The following is a 20,075-nucleotide window of genomic DNA, read 5'->3' on the forward strand; positions in this document are numbered from 1 at the left end:
CTTCATAATCAAAAATAAAATGAGATTCTGTAGTAACGCAGTTATGCTCTCTTAAAACAGTTGATGCTCAATGTAAAATCAGGTTTGCATGATTGAAGTGAATATTTAACGACTAAAATATTATTGCAGGGATAAAACTATTTGGAGCTGAAACTAAGTGAAGATGGTGGGTCGTGCTGGATTCGAACCAGCGACCAATTGATTAAAAGTCAACTGCTCTACCAGCTGAGCTAACGACCCATCGTTTTACTTTATGTCTTTTAAGCTAACTATGAATTAAAATGAAGTTCAACGTTAGTCAGAGTCTTTAACTGATCCTTACCTTAGAAACAACTCGGTAAAGAAATCTTGTTTGTTACTCTATACGTATGCCTATCATCACTGAGGTATAAATAACCACAATAAAGAATTTCAGTTAAGTATATATACTTAAACCTGAGTTCAAATAAAAGATGGTGGGTCGTGCTGGATTCGAACCAGCGACCAATTGATTAAAAGTCAACTGCTCTACCAGCTGAGCTAACGACCCATCGATTACTCTTTATGTAGTTCCACTGTACCTGTGAATTAAGAAAAAATGGTGGGTCGTGCTGGATTCGAACCAGCGACCAATTGATTAAAAGTCAACTGCTCTACCAGCTGAGCTAACGACCCACTTTTCATTTTTCTTTCCGCCTCACTGCGAAGGCGGCATATAATACTCAATTGAGACTTCAGCGCAACCCAAATGCCATTATTATTTCAATAATTTAAACTGTTTGCTGAAAAACCGAACGATAGTGAATTTAATAAGCCATCAAGGTTAAAATAAACCACATAAATCGCCTATAAAAATCTAATTTAAGTTTTAGCAACACTATGAAAACCATACAGTCATATTATTCTTTAAAGCCCTTTGAGTCGCTTTTCAGCTAATTTAGCTGAGGACGAATCAGGAAATTCAGCAACAACTTGCTCCCAAAGTTGTTTAGCTCGGGCAGCATTTGAACGTTCCATCTCACTTATACCTAACTTCAAAGTAGCATCTGCTCTTTTACTCGAATCAGGATAATTTTTGATTAACAACTGAAATTGTTCACCTGCACCAGCCCAATCTTGTTTATTAAACAATAACTGCCCTAACCAATAATGCGCATTTGGCACATAACTAGAATTTGGGAAGTTTTGTAAAAAGGTTTGAAACTCAGGGATAGCCTGTTCATACAATCTATCTTTAAGGATCAGATTTACAGCTTTATCATAAGCTTCGTTTTCATTTTCTGATAACGGCGCCTCTTGAGTCTTAACGGGGAGATTAACCGCTGCTATTGGCATGGTGGAAGAATCAGTCCTAACCGCTTGGATACGTTTATCTATTTCGAAATAAAGCTCTCTTTGTCGTTCCAGAATCTTTTCTAATTGATAGTTTTGCACTTCAATTGAGCCACGAAGTTGATTGACTTCGTTTTGCATCGTATCCAGCTGTTCTTGCTGACGATGTTGAGCTTCAGTGCGGCTTGAAAACTTTCTTTCCAATTCAGTAATACGTTGGTCGCTACTACCGCTGGTTACATCTGTCACAGGCGCAGGAGCCGCATTCACAGCAGCTCCATATAGCCCTAGCAAACTTATCGCTAAGGTGCGTTTTATCATATTAAGCTTCTATTATTGGTAAACTAAAACACCGCGACGGTTTTCAGCAAAAGCCGCTTCAGATGAATCATTGTTAACCGGCTTTTCTTCACCGTAGGACACAACAGAAATTTGTGATGCACTCACACCTGCATTTAATAAATAAGTTTGTACTGATTTAGCACGAGACTCACCTAATGCAATATTATATTCGGGTGTGCCACGGCTATCACAGTGACCTTCAATCACAATTGACTGGCCAATATTTTTCACCAAAAACGCTGCATGTTGATCTAATATGTTATAAAAATCAGAGCTGATGCTGGCGCGATCAAAATCAAAATAAACTAACTGATTATTTTCTAACGCATTTAGCTGTTGCTGCATTTCTTCTGCTGGGGTCATCACAGGATTAACAGTACCAGTTTCAACCATTGAATCACGTGCTTCTTGCGCTTTACGATCTGCTTGTGCTTGCTCTTGGGCAATTCTTGATTCTTCTGAAGCTGCTTTTGCAGCCGTTTCATCAGTTGATGAACATGCCATCATAGTCAAAACTGGAAGAGCAATAACCAACCCTTTAAAAATTTTATTTAGTTGCATTTTTTTATCCTGTTCTATCGAATTTAATTGAAAATATAAGTTTAACGCAAAAATGGTGACCAAGTTGGAGCCTTCACTTGTCCATCGGCCGCTGGCAAAAGTGCTTTAAATCTGCCATCCAAAGACACCAAAGACAAAACTTGCTTTCCTTGATGCAATGTACTGTAAATAATCATACTGCCGTTAGGTGCAATACTGGGTGATTCATCTAAATAGGTTTTAGTTAAAACCTGTAGATTGCCGTTTGTCAAATCTTGTCGTGATATATGGTAATTACCACGAGTACGATTGACCATCACCATCTGTTTACCATCTGGAGTAATCGTTCCCCCTAAGTTCATTTCGCCTTCAAAAGTCAAGCGACGAACTTTACCCGATTCTAAATTTACGCGATATATCTGAGGTTTACCACCCCGTTCTGAACTAAATATTAAGCTCTGACTATCTGGAGTCCAACTTGGTTCAGTATCAATTGCTCTGTTTTTAGTTACTCTGCGCAGCTGCTTACTCGCAATATTCATCACATATATTTCAGGATTACCATCTTTTGATAAAACCAAAGCTAGGGTTTTACCATCAGGCGAGAACTTGGGTGAACCATTTATACCTGAGAAACTGGTCATTTGGGTTCTACTCATGGTGTAGATATCTTGAATAAATATTTGTGGACGTTTATTTTCAAAACTCACATAAGCTAATTTTGTTCCATCTGGAGACCAAGATGGAGACATTAACGGCTCACGCGAACGCAGTAACGTGGTTTCGTTGGCGCCATCATAATCCGCCACAACTAATTGAAAAGGTAATTCATGAACTTCTCTATCACGCACAATGACATAGGCGATACGAGTCAAAAAGGCACCTCTTTCACCGGTTAACTTTTCGTACACCACATCGCTTATTCGATGAGAATGTCGTCTAAAGTCATTGCCCGAAATAGTCATTTTACTCACGGCTAATACATGATCATTGCTGGCAATTAGTCTACCACCACTTAAAACTTGCGACTGGCCACCGGTAATCTGTCCGCGCAAGACATCAATTAATTCATAAGACACGGTGTATCTATCAATACCAGACGGTTCAACTTTACCCACCAATATAGCTTCAATACCTTTTGATGCCCAAGCACTGTAATCAACATCATTATCGGTTGAAGGATATTGCGGCATATCACTAGCATCAATAGGGTTAAATTTGCCACTACGGCGTAAGTCAGCAGCAATAACGTTAGTGAGTTTTTCTGGCATCACACCTTCACCAATCCACTGGAACGGCACCACACCTATTGGCCTGGAGGTATCAATACCTTCGGTAATGACAATTTCAAGAGCTGCAAAACCTCGAAGACTGACTGATAAAATAAAAATTGTAACCAATAGTTGCTTAGTTATGGATAGTTTTTTAAACATTATAATTCTGGCTCAACGGTTAAATTAATTTCACGTAATTGTTGGTAAACATCAGCTTCTTTTGACACCGGCAATGTATCTGATTTAAATACCGCTGCCTTGGCGGCTCGACATAAAATAGTATTCCCCCCTAATTCTTTTACTTGGGTCACTAGCCCATTTGATGCTAAGCGAATATTTAAACGACAAGACTTACCTTTCATCGAATCATCGACAATCAAGTTGCGTTGAATAGTTTGTTTGATGAGCGCTTGATATTTTTGCACCTCGGTCAATACTTGTTTATTTCTTTTTTGTTGTCGAACGGCTTGTTCTGCTTGAAGCTGTTCTTCTAGCATCTTTTCTTGTTCAGCTTTATCCTTCTCATCTTGGCGCTTGCGCTCCGCTTCTTGCAGAGCCTTTACTTCTTTATCGCGTTTTGCCTTAGCTTGCTTAGCTTGTTCTTCGGCTTGTTCCTTTTCTAGTTCTTTACGCTTGCGATCATTTTCTAATTGTTTAGCTTTGGCCTTTTCTTGCTTTTGTTTTTCTCGTGCAGCTACTGCCGCTTGCTCGGCTTTTTTCTTTTCTAGTTGCTGGCTCTTAGTTTGCTCTTTTAATTTAGAGACTTCTATCTCTTGTTGCTGACGTTTCTTTTCTGCATTTTCAGCTCGTCGCTCGAGCTCTTTAACCCGATTTTCTTCTTTTATACGTTTATCTTGTTGCTCATCTTTCACTTTTTGCACTTGTTTTTGCAATTGACTCTCATCAATAACTGTCGCTTCGATAATTGGCTCAAATTGAGACAGTTCAGGTGACACTTTGGACTGAGAAAAATGCCCGTTAATCAGCAAAGCAGCAATCACAGCTATATGTAAAAACAACGAAATGGAAAATGCGATACGCAACCTAGACATATTGACAGTTAACCTTCAGGGGGCGTGGTCATTAGGCCAACAGATGGCGCACCAGCTCTTTGTAATAAGACCATCAGCTGAACTACTTGACTGTAAGCGACGGCTCCGTCACCTTTAACAACAACCGGAGTACCTGGTTCGACTTGAAGATGCGCGGCCACTAACGTCGCCAAATCTACTGCAGACATTGGCTCCTGTTGGCTATCACCCACATTCAAAAAGTATTGGCCTTTGGCATCAACTGACGCAACCAAGGGAGGTTTTGACTCTTCTTCTAAAGGCTGAGCTTCAGCTTTAGGTAAATCGACTTTTACACCTTGCGTAACAAGTGGTGCCGTAACCATAAAGATGATCAACAGAACTAACATAACGTCGATATATGGAACCACGTTAATTTCTGAAACAGGACGTCTGCGTTTTCTCACATACATAATCAATCAGCCTAAACAGTTGATTGAGCTGAACGGGGAGGATGTGCAGAATCCGCTGCTTCCGCACCTGATGATAGCGCTTGCCTGTGCAAAATGCTGGAAAACTCCTCCATAAAATTACCGTAGCTATTTTCAAGTTTTTCTACTTGATGACTAAATCGGTTGTAGGCGATAACAGCAGGTATGGCGGCAAATAAACCCATTGCAGTGGCGATTAGTGCTTCGGCAATACCAGGCGCAACCATTGATAACGTAGCTTGTTGCTGCCCGCCTAGAGCGATAAACGAATTCATTATCCCCCACACAGTGCCAAACAAACCAATGTAAGGACTAATAGAACCAGTGGTAGCTAAAAACGGCAAACGACTTTCCAAACGATCAATTTCGCGAGACATAGACACACGCATTGCTCTTGAAGCCCCTTCCATAACAGCTTCTGCTGGAGTAGAAACGTTCTTCCGAGAGCGAACGAATTCTTTAAAACCGGCACAAAATACACTGGCCATGCCTTCCAAGGATTGACGAGCTGCCAATTCTTGATAAAAGCGATTAAGGTCGACACCAGACCAAAATTTATCTTCAAACTTTTTCATTTCAGAACGTGCAAAATTTAATGCCCGACTTCGTTCAAAAATAAATGCCCATGAAGCAACCGATGCCCCAAGCAACAACAACATAACTAGTTGCACCAACAAACTAGCTTCTAAAATAAGATCTATGAAAGATATCTCAGATGACACGTGAAAATTCCCCTAAAATTTTATCAGGAATAGCTTGTGGTTTCATATTGGATAAGTCGACACAAACTACTTTGATTAACGCACTGACCAAACGCTGTTCATTTGGACTTATTATTATTTGCTTGAATATTAAACTAGCACGCTTTAATTCTACTATTTCAGACTGAATACACAACAATTCATTGAAACGAGCAGGCGCGTGATTGTCCATTTCAACCCGTTTGACGACAAAACCCACGGAACGTTCCAAAAGAATATCTTGTTCTGTGCCCATTTGCCTTAACCACTCGGTTCTGGCACAACTTCAGATAGTTAGCATAATATACTATGCCACCAGCGTCTGTGTCTTCGTAATACACTCGTACATTGTGACTATGTTTGCTCATTGTATGAATACTTTTTATGTGACTATGAAAAATAGGAAACATTGTTAACACTTGGCCGAGGTACAAATATTCTAACTTGTGAATGTTTATGCTATCAAACAATATGTAATCGTGAACTGATTTTTTTTCACAAACCAATTAAAAGCAATGTTTTTCATACCTTTAGTGACAAAAATAAGAAGTAACATAGACGTTATCGATAATTTACAAGTGAATTGTTATTCAAATAAACCAAACTAACATTTAGATAACAAACCAATAACAAGCAACAGAAATAGTAATAGCTAAAAAAAATAACAATTTGAAAATCACATATAATTCATAACGTTACACACAAAAAAAAATTAAAGCTAATTTAAATTGGAATAATACATAATATGCATTAGTTTTTATAATCCGAAGATTAATTTAATTCAATTGTGCATTTCATTAATCTGGCTAGAATTAACCTTGTTTCCTGAACTGCACATTGTTTACCTTTTTTAAGTTAGATGATGCTGTAACTAGTTTATTTGACATGTTCCCTGGATTTATTTCCTTTAACACTAGTTGTTTGGCCCACATTTAATATGTGGGCTTTTTTTTGTCTGAAATTTACAGCTCAATCCCTAAAAATAATTATTGAGGAGAGAAATCTTTACCAAAGTGCAAAAAAGCTCGTTGTGACGCAATGCGTCCCCTCGGGGTGCGCTGTAAAAAACCTTGCTGGATCAAAAATGGCTCAATCACATCTTCGATGGTTTCCCTTTCTTCACCTATAGCTGCGGCTAGATTATCCAGCCCCACAGGGCCCCCCATAAAAGTTTCAATGATGGCTAACAATAGTTTTCGGTCCATATAGTCAAGACCTTCTTTATCCACGTCCAATATGTCCAACGCTTGACTAGCCACATCTAAAGTAATATTACCGTCGGCTCTGACTTCGGCGAAATCTCTTACTCGACGCAATAAACGGTTACTAATACGCGGAGTACCCCTAGATCTTCTAGCTATTTCAAGAGCCCCTTCATCTTGCAACGTTAAATTTAAGTAACTGGCCGAGCGTTTTACAATTTGAGTAAGATCTTTAATATTATAAAATTCAAGGCGCTGCACAATACCAAAACGATCTCTAAGAGGGGAAGTAAGTGAACCTGCTCTAGTAGTAGCACCTATCAAAGTAAAAGGAGGCAATTCTAATTTGATTGAACGTGCTGCAGGGCCTTCACCAATCATAATATCCAGCTGGTAATCTTCCATTGCAGGATAAAGAATTTCTTCTACTACAGGACTAAGACGATGGATTTCATCAATAAATAACACATCATTTTCTTCAAGATTAGTCAAAAGTGCAGCTAAATCACCGGCTTTTTCAAGTACTGGGCCAGAAGTTGTTTTGATATTGACACCCATTTCATTCGCTACAATATAGGCTAACGTAGTTTTACCTAAACCCGGAGGGCCAAAAATGAGTAAGTGGTCTAAGGCATCACTACGTTTTCGTGCTGCCTCAATAAAAATTTCCATTTGCGAACAAACATGATTTTGCCCCGTGTAATCTGCCAGCATTTTAGGTCGAATGGCGCGGTCAACCATTTCATCTTCATGGCTAGCGGTGGGTTTTATTATGCGGTCTGCTTCAATCATGATTTATTTTGCTAATATTTAAATGAACAGTGTATTTTTATACAGTAACAAAATTATTGTAAGCCGTCTTTAAAAAAGCCGGCTTTAAAAGACTTATTACTTTGACGGATTTTGTTAAGCCATTGCTCGGAGAGCTTCTCGGATCAAGGCTTCGCTGCTGATATCTTGTTTATACACCGCGTTAATCACTCTCATCGCCTGTGGGGGTTTGTATCCTAAAGCAATCAATGCGCTTAAGGCTTCTTCTTTCGCATCAGTACGTTGTACAAAGGTGTTCTCAACAGGTAAATCGGGCGTCAGATGCACGGTTTGCGCATAGCCCTGATCTTTGGCTAATTTGCTTAATCTATCGCGCATTTCAATGACTAAGCGTTCCGCTGTTTTTTTGCCGACACCAGGTAGCTTGGTTAAACCGGTAACATCTTCCAGACTGACACATTGCATAAATTGTTGTGCGTTCATACCTGACAATATAGTGAGTGCTAACTTTGGACCTACTCCGCTGGCTTTGATTAGTTCACGAAATACGGCACGTTCTTGTTTATTGGCAAAACCAAACAACAGCTGTGCATCTTCACGCACTACAAAATGAATACATAGATTGGCTTCTTGACCGATTTCGGGTAATTGATAAAAACTGGTCATAGGTACCTGCACTTCGTAACCCACGCCCCCCGCTTCTATCAGAATCTCAGGTGGCTGCTTTTCAATTAATATGCCACGAATATTACCTATCATTTTGTTTCCTTGTATTTTCATCGATGTGTGGAGGTTGTCGAGCATGGCGGTATGATTTTCAAGCGACAAATGAGGAAACGTAATCACTTTGACCGTAAATGAACCAGAAGCCAATTTGCTCAAGTAATGCTAACAGACTTTCAATTATAATAACTATCCCGGCGAATGTCTTTAAATGGAGTATTTTATAAAAGACATCCATCATTATTATGCTGATTGAATTACAAATAGATTAGGGGCTAATATTTAGACGACGACACACATGGTCTTTATTGCTAAAGACCATATCGAATTTGAAATGTTACTCCGTCAGGAAAACATCAACATATCGCCCACCTTCTCCATCCTCAGTTATCTGAGCTTAAAAGAGGATTTGTTGCAGTTGCTATCTTTATTACTCAAATATCTATATCAGTGAGGCTTATTTTTCATCATTCATACTGTATTGATTTACCCCGTTCAAAGTTGTTATTCACATTATCAATTGATTCCATATATACTCAGTTGATTCTTTATGGAATCAACATGTCACATCATCTAGTATTAATAATTATTCAATATTACCTGCAAGCCTTGTTAACTTAACGTTTATAAAACATTTCAACTTGTGGCACTCTTGTTGCAAAGTTGCTTTTATATTGTAACTTTCCACGAAATAACGCAGCGAGCAAAATTGTAAAATGCAAATTTCATCATTTAAGTCAGCCCAAAAACTTATCACAGGCCAAGGTTGTTCTTCTTCTCTTATCGAACATTTAAAATCGTTTAGAATAAAATTTCCATTAATCGTTACTGATAAAGGTGTAAGAAAATCAGGCACCCTAGAGTTAATAACAAGCCAGCTGTTTGACTATGAGTTTTCGATTTTTGATGATGTTAAGCCAGAACCTGATGACGAAGTCGTTAAGCATTGTTTTAGTGTTTATCAAACAAAACCTCATGACGCGATCATTAGTGTTGGTGGTGGTAGCGCAATAGATATAGCAAAGTGCATTGCCGTTATGGCTGGAAACAACCAAGATTTAAACAGCATGTTTGGTGAAGATAAAGTGTTAGGTAAAGGCATACCGCATATTGCGATACCTACAACCGCAGGAACAGGTTCTGAAGTCACCAATATCGCCATTTTAGCGGTACCGTCTGAACACACAAAAAAAGGCATTGTCAGTGACTTCTTGCTCCCTAATTTAGCCATTGTTGCGCCTGAGATGACTGTAAGTTGCCCAGCTAACATTACGGCAGCAAGTGGCGTGGATGCTTTAGTGCATTGTATTGAAGCTTACTTATCCAATTTTGCCAGTCCAATTACCAATGCATTAGCGATTAAAGCGATGGGTATGATAATGACCAATTTACCCATTGCTTATCAATCACCAGAAGACTTAACTGCTCGCGAAAATATGGCTACTGCAAGCTTAATGGCGGGTCTATCTTTTGGTAATGCAGGGGTTGGGGCTGTGCACGCTTTAGCGTATCCGCTGGGCGCTAAATTTCATATTCCTCATGGGGTCAGTAATGCTTTGTTACTGCCTTTTGTAATGAAGTGGAATAAACCTTTTTGTCTAGATCGTTTTGTCGAAATGGCAATCGCTCTATCGACCCCTATCTCACATAATGACGATGCAGAAGTGATAGCGGATAAGGTCATTCAGCAATTGCATGATTTGTGCGCGACTGTCGGTATTCCCAAGGGTTTACATTCTTTAGGTATCAATACACAAGACATACCTGACTTAGCTACTGAAGCGATTAAAGTTGAGCGTTTACTTAGAAATAACCCTAGAAGATTATCAGTATCAGATATTGAACAGATCTATCAAGAAGCATATTAATTTCGATACATAATAATATTAATACATAATAATTTGGAATACTGACGCATGAAATGGAAAAACCATAAATATGGAACTGAAACTTCTTTTTATCCGCTAGGGCCGTTTAAAGTTCGGCTACCTTTCTTGCATTATAGATTCGAGTTTCCTGACTACTTGCAAGGGTTATTGATGTGTGCAGTTGATCTGGCAGCTATCCCCCTTATGGTCGAATTGCTGGGCATGCCATTTGAAGCGGCAATAGCAATAGTAATGATCAATGGCTTTTTGTATTTATTCCACCATATCTTAGGTGACCCTGTTATTCCCGGATGGATAACACCTGCGGTACCCTTGTTAATCGCCTATGTACAAACTTTTGACCCTGGGCCGGATAGAGTGCATGCACTCATTGCATTTCAAATGACGCTTGGCATGCTTGCAATTGTATTAGGACAAACCAAACTCGCTTCTAAAGTAGTCAAGCTGATCCCTTCTGCCATTAAAGCAGGTGTCATAATAGGAGCAGGTTTGGCAGCCATTGTGGTGGTATTTAAAGAGGGGGGTAGGTTTGAACAATTTCCGATTACGATAACCATCGCAGTTGGTCTTGCATTCTATTTAATTTTCTCACCACATTTTGCCGAACTTAAATTGCGTAACAAATTTTGGGCTAATTTTGGAAAACTAGGCATCTTTCCTATCATTATTTTAGCGGTGGTTTTAGCTCCTCTGGTATCAGAAGCCAACTGGCCTGATATCGAATGGGGACTAACCCAACCAAATTTCGCGCTAATGTTCAATGAATATACTGTTTTTGGTGTCGGTCTTCCTGACACTTCAATGTTCTTAACGGCCATTCCAACAGCACTTGCAGCTTACATCGTATTGTTTGGTGACATTCTGCAATCAAAAGCTATTTTAGATGAAGCGGACGAAATAAGAGCTGATGAAAAAGTTGACTACGATGCGAATCGCTCTCACTTAATTTTTGGTGGAAGAAACGTACTCATGAGTATCTTTGGTCCAGATGTCGTTATGTGTGGTCCGCTTTGGGCAGCAATGCAAGTGGTTATAGTTGAGCGCTATAAACAAGGTAGAGAAGCCATGCAATCGATATTTGGTGGCTCGGGATCATTCAGATGGGGGCACAAACACAGGGTTATTACTCCTTCCAGTGGTTAGTTTAGTACAGCCTATACTTGGTGTTGCGCTAGCCTTAACGTTACTAATACAAGGGTTTGTAAGCTTTCGGATAGGTGTTATGGAGGCCAAAAGTCAAAGAGATTTAGGTATTGCAGGCATCATCGCCGCCATCCTCGTGACAAAAGGGGCAACCTGGGCGTTTGCCGTAGGAATATTACTTGTGTTGTTAATCTACGGCAAAAACTTTTTCAAAGGTGAGCCTGATAAAATAGCAATAGCGCAAAAACCAAGTGACGGTGATGAATGAAAATTTTTAATGAAAAATTTCTTCAACCCGTTCTAGATGCATTACCAGACGGTGTATACATCACCGATGGTAATGGTGTTACGGTCGGTGTTAACAGTGCTTACGAACGCATTACTGGGCTACAAAGACATCGTATTCTTGGTAAACATATGCAGGATTTAGTGAGGGATGGATATATTTCTAATTCTGTCTCACTAGAGGTCATACGTGAACGACAACCCATTACCAGGGTACAAACCATTAAAGGAAACCGTAAAATTGTCGTCAGCGGTAATCCAATGTTTGATGAAAATGGCACGCTTGAATATGTCATCAGTTCTGTTCGAGATGTGACAGCGCTTTTACGTGCCAAACATGCCGAAGAACAATTAGAGCGAATACTCACAGTTAGAAAAGAATATTTTATTGATGTTGATGTGCATACGGATAAAGCCGGTGTATTAACGGGTACTAATACGCGTCAATGTTACAGGTTGGCTGAAAAAGTTGCCGCCACTGACGTTAAAATACTGATACAGGGTGAAACCGGAACAGGTAAGACACTACTTGCTCAGTTTATTCATGACAATAGCCTTCGTTCGGCCGCTCCGTTTATTTCACTAAACTGTGCTGCAATGCCTGAAGGGTTAATCGAGGCTGAGCTTTTTGGTTATACGCCAGGAGCATTTACTGGTGCATCCTCCAGAGGAAAAGAAGGCCTGTTAGATATTGCCAATGGCGGCACTCTTTTTCTAGATGAAATTGGCGACTTACCGCTTTCGCTGCAAGCAAAATTGCTAAAAGTCATCGAAGAAAACAAGTTTTTACCCTTAGGCGGAACCCGCTTCAAAAATACCAATATACGGCTTATTACAGCTACCCATCATGACCTTAAACAAGCGATTGCTGATGGTAAATTTAGAGAAGACTTGTATTATCGATTACAGGTTATGCCACTTGATTTACCCCCTCTACGTAAGCGTCAAGACGAGATCTCGCCGTTGCTTACCCATTACTTAAACCACTATGCCAAGCGCTATAATACTGAAAAGGCCCTGCATCCAGAAACATTAGAAGTGCTTATACACTACAAATGGCCAGGTAATATTCGTGAATTAATGAACTTGGTAGAACGACTCGTGCTCATTACCGAACGGTCAGAAATCCTTCCCAATGACTTACCTGAATCTATTAGACCCCTAGTAGCGCACAGCGACCCTTATTCTTCAGGAAGTTTAAAACAGCAAGTAGGAGATTTGGAGCGAGAGCTCATCTCTAATGCACTCAGTTTGTACGGCTCCACTAGAGCCGCTGCAGCCTCACTAGGTATTAATCAATCGACGTTGGTTAAAAAACGTCAAAGCTTTCAATCTATTAACAAGGACAAAATGTGAACCTGCAAGACTTATCTATTTTCAAAAATCAATGCCTTATCAACGGACAATGGTCATCGCACTCTGAATTAATAGATGTACGTAACCCTGCTGATGGCAAAATCCTGACTCAAGTACCCTATATGGATGGTATCGAAACCAGATTGGCAATTAACGCAGCTAACCACGCATTGAGTTCATGGAAATCATTAACCGCTTACAAACGAGCTGAGATACTCATGAAATGGCATGATCTAGTGGTCGCACGAGCCAATGATCTAGCCACAATTATGACGCTTGAACAAGGTAAGCCACTTAATGAAGCAAAAGGAGAAGTATTATATGCAGCAAGTTATATTAAGTGGTTTGCAGAAGAGGCACGTCGTGCATACGGCGAAATTATACCCAGTGAAGACAATACCAAAAAGATCCACGTTACCAAAGAGCCCATAGGGGTATGTGCTGCAATCACACCTTGGAATTTCCCTGCCGCAATGATCACTAGAAAAGTGGCGCCAGCACTGGCTGCTGGCTGTACGATTGTTGTAAAACCAGCCATGGAAACACCATTGACTGCCTTTGCACTGCTAGGCTTAGCACAAGACGCAGGCGTACCAGATGGTGTGATCAACGTATTAACCGGTGACGCTAAAAAGATTGGTGCCGAAATGACATCTAATCCTATTGTCCGCAAGCTCAGCTTCACAGGCTCTACATCAGTAGGCGCGAAGCTAATGGCAGATTGTGCTCCGTCTATCAAAAAATTATCGCTTGAGCTTGGTGGCAATGCGCCATTCATTGTATTTGATGATGCCAACTTAGAGCTTGCTGCATCTGAATTAATCAAGAGTAAATTCAGAAATGCTGGCCAAACGTGCGTATGTGCGAACCGTATTTACATTCAAAAAGGGGTGTATAAACAATTTTCTGAAGTATTTTTAGAGAAAGTCAAACAACTTAAAGTGGGAAATGGGCTTGAAGCTGGCACTAATATCGGCCCACTAATTGACCAAAAAGCAGTACGCAAAGTACGTCAGCACATCGAAGACGCGTTATGCAAAGGCGCATCTATTTTGATTGGCGGTGAACCCCACAGCAATAGCGACAACTGGTTTCCACCCACAGTTTTACTCAATGCAAACCAAACTATGCAATGCGCCAACGAAGAAACGTTTGGTCCACTTGCTCCACTAATTTGCTTCGACACCATTGATGCAGCCATTCAAATGGCAAATAGCACAGAGTTTGGTCTCGCTGCTTATATGTTCTCAGAAAACCACCGTACCATTGAAAAAGTGAGTAGTCGCTTGGAAGTGGGCATGGTCGGGGTTAACACCGGCATCATATCTACTGCCGTTGCGCCTTTTGGAGGCGTTAAATCAAGTGGTATTGGTAGAGAGGGCGCACGTGCCGGATTAGATGAATATTTAGAAATAAAATACGTTTGTTATGGTATGGGATTAAGTTAACGCCACGGATGAATTTCAAACCATTGTCTAAAAGCTCCAAGAAATAAAACGCCAGTAATGGCAAAACAAAAAAGGTAAAACATGTCACATATAACTAATAAAATATTAAAAACCACTATTTCAGCGCTATTTATCGGTATCACAGTAGCGTGTAGTTCATTTGCTGCGATTGCCGCTGAAAAAACGGAGATAGAGAAATTATTGGCTGATACGCCAAGTAATTGGGGTAAATGGGGAAACGATGATCAGATTGGTGCGCTAAATTACTTAGATGAAAATGAAGTAAAACGTGGTGTAAAAGCAATCCAGTCAGGTGAGCGTTTTACTTTGCAACTTCCTATGATCCATGGAGTAGGTCCCGTTTTTCCTGGCAGGATCCCAGTCCAACATTTTATGTCTCAAGATGAAAGTGTTTATTCAGCAAACAAACAGCAGCCTGCAAGCGGTGGAATGAAATATTCTGACGATGCAGTCTTCATGTATTTACAAGGCACAACACACATTGATGCGCTCGGTCACGCTTGGTATTCAGATAAGATTTATAATGGAAAATCCGCAGATACAACTGTACATGGCCACGATTTTGTAGATATTGCACAGCTAGGCGATGTGGGTATTGCAGGTCGAGGGGTATTAGTCGATATAGGTCGTTTACGCGGTGACAGTAACCATCGATTGGCCCCAGGCAACTGTGTCACATTAGACGATATTAAAAGTGCGGCTAAAAAACAGAAACTTGAGATAAAAAAGAGAGATATTTTAATGATCCGTACTGGATCTATGGGACGATTTTATGACGAAGCGGATAATAAAAATTGGAATGCATTAACGGAGCCGGGCCTTTGTTACAGTAAGGCGCTAGTTAAGTGGATAGACGATATGGAAATCCCTGTAATAGCTGCAGATAACTTAGCAATTGAGTTAGCGGCGCAAGAAATCAATGGTTCAACCATGGTCATTCCTCTTCATGGTGCTTTGATCAGAGATTTGGGGGTGGTATTAACGGAACTATACTGGCTTGATGATCTAGCTGACGATTCAGCAAAAGATGGTCAATACAGTTTCTTTTTCACCGCAGCCCCCCTAAAAATGAAAGGTGGGTCAGGCTCACCCGTTAATCCAATGGTCATCAAATAATAAGGTAGTTATCGGGGCGGTTCCGCCCCAAAAAGCAATTTTCTCCTCAATTTTGAACTGTGAAAATCAGTGTGGGGATCATTGTGTCTAAATTTTATGATCAAGCACTTTAACTTTCATTAAAAACTAATTATTTGACTACAAAAATAAAAGAGAACAACATGAAAAACAAAAAAACATTTAAGTTATCTGCCGCCGCAATGATAATAATTGCAACCACGCATACCCAAGCTGTCGAAATTGAAAATGATGGTTATACGTTTGGGTTTAATGGCTATGTCAACACCCATGCGGTATTCGTCAGTTGCGATGATAACCCAGATATCGTTGCTGGAAATGCGTTGTTGTGTGCGGGTGATGATGCGACATCGGTTTCTAATGGCTACAGTCCCTCGAGCTTTGAATTCAGCGCGACAACTGAAAAAAACGGAATTAATATAAAAGCCGTCTTTGCATATGAGCCGGGCAATACCGACAACAGTGCCTTTAACGGTAGTGGCGACAACAAAGCCTATCGCGCTTTTTTTACCTTTGGTAACGATGAGCTTGGAACATTCAAAGCAGGTCGAGACTATGGTGTATTTGGTATCGACATTGTGCTTCAAGATATATCGTTAGGAGGCGTAGGTGCGCCAGCATTGGTTACCAGTCCGCTAAATACCAGTCTTGGCGGTGCAGGTTACGGCTATATATTTGCAGACCGTTTATCACAACTAACCTACTCTTTTGCAAAAGATGGCATGAGCGGTGCAATCGGCGTATTTCAGCCCTTAGATCCCGTTTCATTTGGGGGTAACGGATTTGTTGGCGATAGCGGCTCTAGAACGCCTGGGGTTCACGGTAAACTCAGATATGACTTTGATACTGGGTTTATTTCTACAACCTTTTTATCTCAAAGCGTAGACACCACTTTTAATGATTATGACGCGACCGGTATCGATTTAACATTTGTGTATAATATGGGTAATATTAGCTTGTTGGCGTCAGGATTTTCAGCTGACGGTTTGGGCCACTATGGCTTATTAATTGATGGCTCTGATAACGCAGCTAACCCGAGAAACAGCGACGGGTATTTTATACAAGCTACACACAAACTTGATAACACCAAATTGGGTATTAATTACGGTATTTCAAATGTTGATTTAGCGCCCCAAGATACGGCAATACAAGTTAAACAACAAAGTAAAATGACGGTAGGTGTGTACCATACGTTATGGAGTTTGGTTACCATTTCTGCCGAATACTCAAATATTAAAGCAGAAAACCATCAAGCTGGTGAAATTAAGAATCAGGCGTTTAGCGTTGGCGCAGCCATACGTTTTTAGCTACTACTTTTAGTTACCAAAGGGGGCGTTTCGACGCTCTCTTGTTGATTTAGCAAGGAAAACTTAGTTTTGCTAATTAAATGCTTAAAGATAGTTCTCGGTAAGAATAAATTTATTCCGAGAATAAACAATACTGTAATGGTTATATCATTCAAAATATCGTAAATATTTGAATTGATTTATCCCTATAATTTGAATACTTAAACTAACATTCTGAACAACTAATACAGGCTCTTTCCAAAGTAGTCAAAGAGCATAGCAGGCGAGTTATCGCAACCGCCCACGCACAGTTTTTGTGGCTTGGCCGGACATTTTTATTAAGCTTTGTTGGGTGTGATTGTGACACAGGGCAACAGCAAGGGCATCTGCTGCATCGGCTTGGGGTTTTGAGGCCAGCCCTAACAAGTACGTCACCATATGCTGAACTTGAGATTTGTCGGCATTACCGTTACCCACAACTGATTGTTTGATTTGCCGCGCTGAATATTCAGCAACGGGTAAATCAAAAGTCGTTGCAGCTACTATCGCCGCGCCTCTGGCTTGACCAAGCTTTAATGCTGAATCAGGATTTTTCGCCATAAAGACTTGTTCAATCGCAAACTGGGTAGGTTGGAATTGGTGAATAATTTCTCTCACACCATCGAAGATTTGTTTTAGCCTAGGAGCGAGTTCAGTGCCTTGCAAACGAATACAACCGCTGCCGATATATTCAGACTTCTGACCGACTTTTTTTATGACTCCATAACCAGTAATACGAGAGCCGGGATCAATTCCCAAGATAATCGCCATTAGTTTATGACTCGCACTGTCATAGCTGACAGCATCGGGTAAAGTTTAAATTGATGAATTGGCATCTGGCACATATAAAGATATTGCTTCACGATTAGTATACGACCACACTTTTTGCATTGCTAAAGCTTTGTCTAACCATAAATAAGCAGAATGTTCGGTTAACACTATGGCTTGATCGTTAGCGACTTCAACTACAAATACATGTTCGGTGTTGTAAGGGGTGTCCGGTGGGTAGCGGTATTTCCATCTATCGCGGATTTCATAGGTATTGATTTTTTGGCAATCAATCAGCTGATAAGCAGATTGTGTAATATCAATACTGGTTTCTTCTAAGACCTCACGCCTCGCCGTCTCGATTGGCTTTTCACCTTGCTCTAAGGTGCCTGTCACTGATTGCCAAAATTCGGGATCATCATTGCGCTGCATCACCAACACCTGCCCAGCACAGTTATATACAACTGTGAGGGCAGATTGAGGGATACGATAGTGTAATGTCATTGATAATTTAAATCAGTCAGTTTTCTTTTCTATTACAGTTTGAATTGACAGCTCTTTGAGTTGCTCTGGGTTGGCTTCACCCGGTGCGTTGGTCAAAGGACAGGCAGCAGTGTTAGTTTTAGGAAACGCCATCACATCACGAATCGACGTTGCACCTGTCATCAGCATCACCAAACGGTCTAAACCAAAAGCTAAACCGGCATGAGGCGGCGCACCAAACTTCAATGCTTCAAGTAAGAAACCAAATTTCACTTCGGCTTCTTCATCACTGATACCTAACAATGAAAACACTTTGGCTTGCATATCTTGTTGATGAATACGTACCGAGCCGCCACCTAACTCACAACCGTTTAAGACCATGTCGTAAGCATTTGACAAAGCACCTGCAGGGTTAGCCGCTAATTCATCTGGGGTCATATCTCTGGGTGCTGTAAACGGATGATGCAATGCATGGAACTGGCCATCAAATTCTTCAAACATAGGAAAGTCGACTACCCAAAGAGGTTTCCACTTTCCTTCTAACAAATCTAAATCTTCGCCTAATTTTAGTCTGAGGGCTCCTAATGCTTCTGTCACCACGGTGTTGTTGTCAGCACCGAACAAAAGAATGTCGCCACTTTGTGCGCCACTGCGTTCTAAAATACCTTTGGCCACGTCTTCCGTTAAAAACTTAAGGATAGGTGATTGCAATCCTTCCATTCCAGCATCAATGTCGTTGACTTTCATCCATGCCAAACCCTTAGCACCGTAAATACCCACAAATTTACCGTAGTCGTCAATCTGCTTGCGAGATAACTTAGCACCGCCCGGCACGCGGATAACGGCAACACGTCCTTTAGCGTCATTGGCTGGGCCAGAGAACACTTTAAATTCAACGTCTTTTAGTAAATCCGCTATATCTGTCAATTCTAATGGGTTACGTAAATCAGGTTTGTCGCTACCGTAACGACGCATGGCATCGGCGTAAGTCATGCTTGGGAAGTCACCTAAATCTACCGACAACATTTTTTGAAATAAATTACGTATTAGACCTTCAGTGATCGCCATCACACCACCAGCATCTAAGAAGGTAGTTTCAATATCAATCTGGGTAAATTCAGGTTGGCGATCGGCTCGTAAATCTTCGTCTCGGAAACATTTTACGATTTGATAATATTTATCCATGCCCGACATCATCAATAACTGTTTAAACAATTGTGGTGACTGTGGCAAAGCAAAAAACTGACCTTTATGGGTGCGGCTTGGCACCAAATAATCACGAGCACCTTCGGGTGTCGCTTTGGTCAGAATAGGCGTTTCGATATCTAAGAAACCATCGTTTTCAAGATAACTGCGCACTGTGCTGGTCACTTTGGCTCTAAATTTTAAACGATCACTCATTAATGGACGTCGTAAGTCTAAATAACGGTATTTTAACCGCTGCTCTTCGGAATTTTCTTGATTCCAATCTAGCGGTAACGGAGCTGCTTTGTTTAGTATAGTCAAAGACTTACCAAGCATTTCAATTTCGCCAGTAGACATATCTTTGTTGACTTGGCCTGATGGCCTGGCGCGCACTTCACCACTTAACTGCACACAAAATTCATTCCGTAAACTATTTGCAGTATTAAAGACTTCGACTAAATCAGGGTCAAACACCACCTGCACCACACCTTCTCGGTCACGTAGGTCGAGAAAAATAACCCCACCTAAATCGCGACTTCGATTAACCCAGCCACACAGAGTGACGGTTTGTCCGATATAAGATGAATTGATGTTGCCACAATAGTCCGTGCGCATGAAAACCGCCTTTAAAACG

18 protein-coding genes, 3 tRNA genes and 1 pseudogene are annotated in these 20,075 nt (G+C 40.6%); 7 read left to right on the forward strand and 15 right to left on the reverse strand.

Annotated features, from left to right (window positions below; translation table 11 throughout):
- Window positions 1-164 precede the first annotated feature (164 nt).
- The 12 genes and pseudogenes from C427_RS17060 to ruvA form a co-directional block, all read right to left on the reverse strand.
- Window positions 165-240 (reverse strand) — tRNA-Lys (locus tag C427_RS17060).
- Window positions 241-453: 213 nt separating this feature from the next.
- Window positions 454-529 (reverse strand) — tRNA-Lys (locus C427_RS17065).
- Between the two features lie 49 nt (window positions 530-578).
- Window positions 579-654 (reverse strand) — tRNA-Lys (locus C427_RS17070).
- 231 nt (window positions 655-885) lie between these two features.
- The gene (gene ybgF, locus C427_RS17075) at window positions 886-1,632 is read right to left on the reverse strand and encodes a tol-pal system protein YbgF (RefSeq protein WP_007634385.1); all 747 of its coding nucleotides are present in this window, start codon (window positions 1,630-1,632) and stop codon (window positions 886-888) included.
- Between the two features lie 12 nt (window positions 1,633-1,644).
- On the reverse strand, window positions 1,645-2,214 hold the full coding sequence (gene pal / locus C427_RS17080; protein WP_007634384.1) for a peptidoglycan-associated lipoprotein Pal: 570 nt from the start codon (window positions 2,212-2,214) through the stop codon (window positions 1,645-1,647).
- A gap of 41 nt (window positions 2,215-2,255) precedes the next feature.
- On the reverse strand, window positions 2,256-3,626 hold the full coding sequence (gene tolB / locus C427_RS17085) for a Tol-Pal system beta propeller repeat protein TolB (protein ID WP_007634382.1): 1,371 nt from the start codon (window positions 3,624-3,626) through the stop codon (window positions 2,256-2,258).
- A complete protein-coding gene (tolA, locus tag C427_RS17090) occupies window positions 3,626-4,519 on the reverse strand; it encodes a cell envelope integrity protein TolA (protein ID WP_007634380.1) in 894 nt (297 codons plus the stop codon). Before tolA ends, tolB begins: the two co-directional genes overlap by 1 nt.
- An 8-nt stretch (window positions 4,520-4,527) precedes the next feature.
- The gene (tolR, locus tag C427_RS17095; RefSeq protein WP_007634378.1) at window positions 4,528-4,950 is read right to left on the reverse strand and encodes a protein TolR; all 423 of its coding nucleotides are present in this window, start codon (window positions 4,948-4,950) and stop codon (window positions 4,528-4,530) included.
- A gap of 11 nt (window positions 4,951-4,961) precedes the next feature.
- On the reverse strand, window positions 4,962-5,690 hold the full coding sequence (gene tolQ, locus C427_RS17100; protein WP_007634376.1) for a protein TolQ: 729 nt from the start codon (window positions 5,688-5,690) through the stop codon (window positions 4,962-4,964).
- Window positions 5,680-6,076: pseudogene (locus C427_RS17105) on the reverse strand (YbgC/FadM family acyl-CoA thioesterase). The gene tolQ and the pseudogene C427_RS17105 overlap by 11 nt, the downstream one beginning before the upstream one ends.
- A gap of 618 nt (window positions 6,077-6,694) precedes the next feature.
- The gene (gene ruvB / locus C427_RS17110; protein WP_007634367.1) at window positions 6,695-7,702 is read right to left on the reverse strand and encodes a Holliday junction branch migration DNA helicase RuvB; all 1,008 of its coding nucleotides are present in this window, start codon (window positions 7,700-7,702) and stop codon (window positions 6,695-6,697) included.
- A 114-nt stretch (window positions 7,703-7,816) separates the two neighbouring features.
- Window positions 7,817-8,440 (reverse strand): Holliday junction branch migration protein RuvA, encoded by a 624-nt coding sequence (gene ruvA, locus C427_RS17115; protein WP_007634365.1) that lies wholly within the window; start codon window positions 8,438-8,440, stop codon window positions 7,817-7,819.
- Window positions 8,441-9,120: 680 nt separating this feature from the next.
- On the opposite strand from ruvA, the gene C427_RS17120 reads away from it, so the two are divergent.
- From C427_RS17120 to C427_RS17145, 7 genes are all read left to right on the forward strand, one after another.
- The gene (locus C427_RS17120) at window positions 9,121-10,272 is read left to right on the forward strand and encodes an iron-containing alcohol dehydrogenase (RefSeq protein ID WP_007634361.1); all 1,152 of its coding nucleotides are present in this window, start codon (window positions 9,121-9,123) and stop codon (window positions 10,270-10,272) included.
- 48 nt (window positions 10,273-10,320) lie between these two features.
- Window positions 10,321-11,436: a hypothetical protein gene (locus C427_RS17125; protein ID WP_236613706.1), complete on the forward strand. Its 1,116-nt coding sequence runs from the start codon at window positions 10,321-10,323 to the stop codon at window positions 11,434-11,436.
- Window positions 11,437-11,515: 79 nt separating this feature from the next.
- Window positions 11,516-11,704 carry a hypothetical protein gene (locus C427_RS27725; protein ID WP_015431113.1) on the forward strand — a complete coding sequence of 63 codons (189 nt, stop codon included), beginning with the start codon at window positions 11,516-11,518 and terminating at the stop codon, window positions 11,702-11,704.
- On the forward strand, window positions 11,701-13,077 hold the full coding sequence (locus tag C427_RS17130) for a sigma-54 interaction domain-containing protein (RefSeq protein WP_007634357.1): 1,377 nt from the start codon (window positions 11,701-11,703) through the stop codon (window positions 13,075-13,077). The genes C427_RS27725 and C427_RS17130 overlap by 4 nt, the downstream gene beginning before the upstream one ends.
- The gene (locus C427_RS17135) at window positions 13,074-14,525 is read left to right on the forward strand and encodes an NAD-dependent succinate-semialdehyde dehydrogenase (protein ID WP_007634355.1); all 1,452 of its coding nucleotides are present in this window, start codon (window positions 13,074-13,076) and stop codon (window positions 14,523-14,525) included. Before C427_RS17130 ends, C427_RS17135 begins: the two co-directional genes overlap by 4 nt.
- An 81-nt stretch (window positions 14,526-14,606) precedes the next feature.
- The gene (locus C427_RS17140) at window positions 14,607-15,662 is read left to right on the forward strand and encodes a cyclase family protein (RefSeq protein ID WP_007634350.1); all 1,056 of its coding nucleotides are present in this window, start codon (window positions 14,607-14,609) and stop codon (window positions 15,660-15,662) included.
- 161 nt (window positions 15,663-15,823) lie between these two features.
- A complete protein-coding gene (locus C427_RS17145; protein WP_007634349.1) occupies window positions 15,824-16,987 on the forward strand; it encodes a porin family protein in 1,164 nt (387 codons plus the stop codon).
- A gap of 267 nt (window positions 16,988-17,254) precedes the next feature.
- Here C427_RS17145 and ruvC read toward each other — a convergent pair whose 3' ends face one another.
- The 3 genes from ruvC to aspS are packed head-to-tail and all read right to left on the reverse strand — an operon-like array spanning window position 17,255 to window position 20,056.
- Entirely contained in the window at window positions 17,255-17,776 is a 522-nt protein-coding gene (gene ruvC / locus C427_RS17150; RefSeq protein ID WP_007634347.1) for a crossover junction endodeoxyribonuclease RuvC, read from the reverse strand.
- A 45-nt stretch (window positions 17,777-17,821) separates the two neighbouring features.
- Entirely contained in the window at window positions 17,822-18,277 is a 456-nt protein-coding gene (gene nudB, locus C427_RS17155; protein ID WP_081588952.1) for a dihydroneopterin triphosphate diphosphatase, read from the reverse strand.
- Window positions 18,278-18,289: 12 nt separating this feature from the next.
- A complete protein-coding gene (gene aspS / locus C427_RS17160; protein ID WP_007634343.1) occupies window positions 18,290-20,056 on the reverse strand; it encodes an aspartate--tRNA ligase in 1,767 nt (588 codons plus the stop codon).
- Between the last annotated feature and the right edge of the window lie 19 nt (window positions 20,057-20,075).

The sequence above is a fragment of the Paraglaciecola psychrophila 170 genome (genome assembly GCF_000347635.1).
Lineage (GTDB): Bacteria > Pseudomonadota > Gammaproteobacteria > Enterobacterales > Alteromonadaceae > Paraglaciecola > Paraglaciecola psychrophila.

Coding starts and splice junctions, on each gene's coding strand:
- C427_RS27725 (WP_015431113.1), top strand. CDS start 11,516: ATGGAGGCCAAAAGTCAAAGAGATTTAGGTATTGCAGGCATCATCGCC.
- C427_RS17140 (WP_007634350.1), top strand. CDS start 14,607: ATGTCACATATAACTAATAAAATATTAAAAACCACTATTTCAGCGCTA.
- tolR (WP_007634378.1), bottom strand. CDS start 4,950: ATGTATGTGAGAAAACGCAGACGTCCTGTTTCAGAAATTAACGTGGTT.
- C427_RS17130 (WP_007634357.1), top strand. CDS start 11,701: ATGAAAATTTTTAATGAAAAATTTCTTCAACCCGTTCTAGATGCATTA.
- C427_RS17145 (WP_007634349.1), top strand. CDS start 15,824: ATGAAAAACAAAAAAACATTTAAGTTATCTGCCGCCGCAATGATAATA.
- C427_RS17125 (WP_236613706.1), top strand. CDS start 10,321: ATGAAATGGAAAAACCATAAATATGGAACTGAAACTTCTTTTTATCCG.
- ruvC (WP_007634347.1), bottom strand. CDS start 17,776: ATGGCGATTATCTTGGGAATTGATCCCGGCTCTCGTATTACTGGTTAT.
- tolB (WP_007634382.1), bottom strand. CDS start 3,626: ATGTTTAAAAAACTATCCATAACTAAGCAACTATTGGTTACAATTTTT.
- pal (WP_007634384.1), bottom strand. CDS start 2,214: ATGCAACTAAATAAAATTTTTAAAGGGTTGGTTATTGCTCTTCCAGTT.
- ruvB (WP_007634367.1), bottom strand. CDS start 7,702: ATGATTGAAGCAGACCGCATAATAAAACCCACCGCTAGCCATGAAGAT.
- nudB (WP_081588952.1), bottom strand. CDS start 18,277: ATGACATTACACTATCGTATCCCTCAATCTGCCCTCACAGTTGTATAT.
- ybgF (WP_007634385.1), bottom strand. CDS start 1,632: ATGATAAAACGCACCTTAGCGATAAGTTTGCTAGGGCTATATGGAGCT.
- aspS (WP_007634343.1), bottom strand. CDS start 20,056: ATGCGCACGGACTATTGTGGCAACATCAATTCATCTTATATCGGACAA.
- ruvA (WP_007634365.1), bottom strand. CDS start 8,440: ATGATAGGTAATATTCGTGGCATATTAATTGAAAAGCAGCCACCTGAG.
- C427_RS17120 (WP_007634361.1), top strand. CDS start 9,121: ATGCAAATTTCATCATTTAAGTCAGCCCAAAAACTTATCACAGGCCAA.
- tolA (WP_007634380.1), bottom strand. CDS start 4,519: ATGTCTAGGTTGCGTATCGCATTTTCCATTTCGTTGTTTTTACATATA.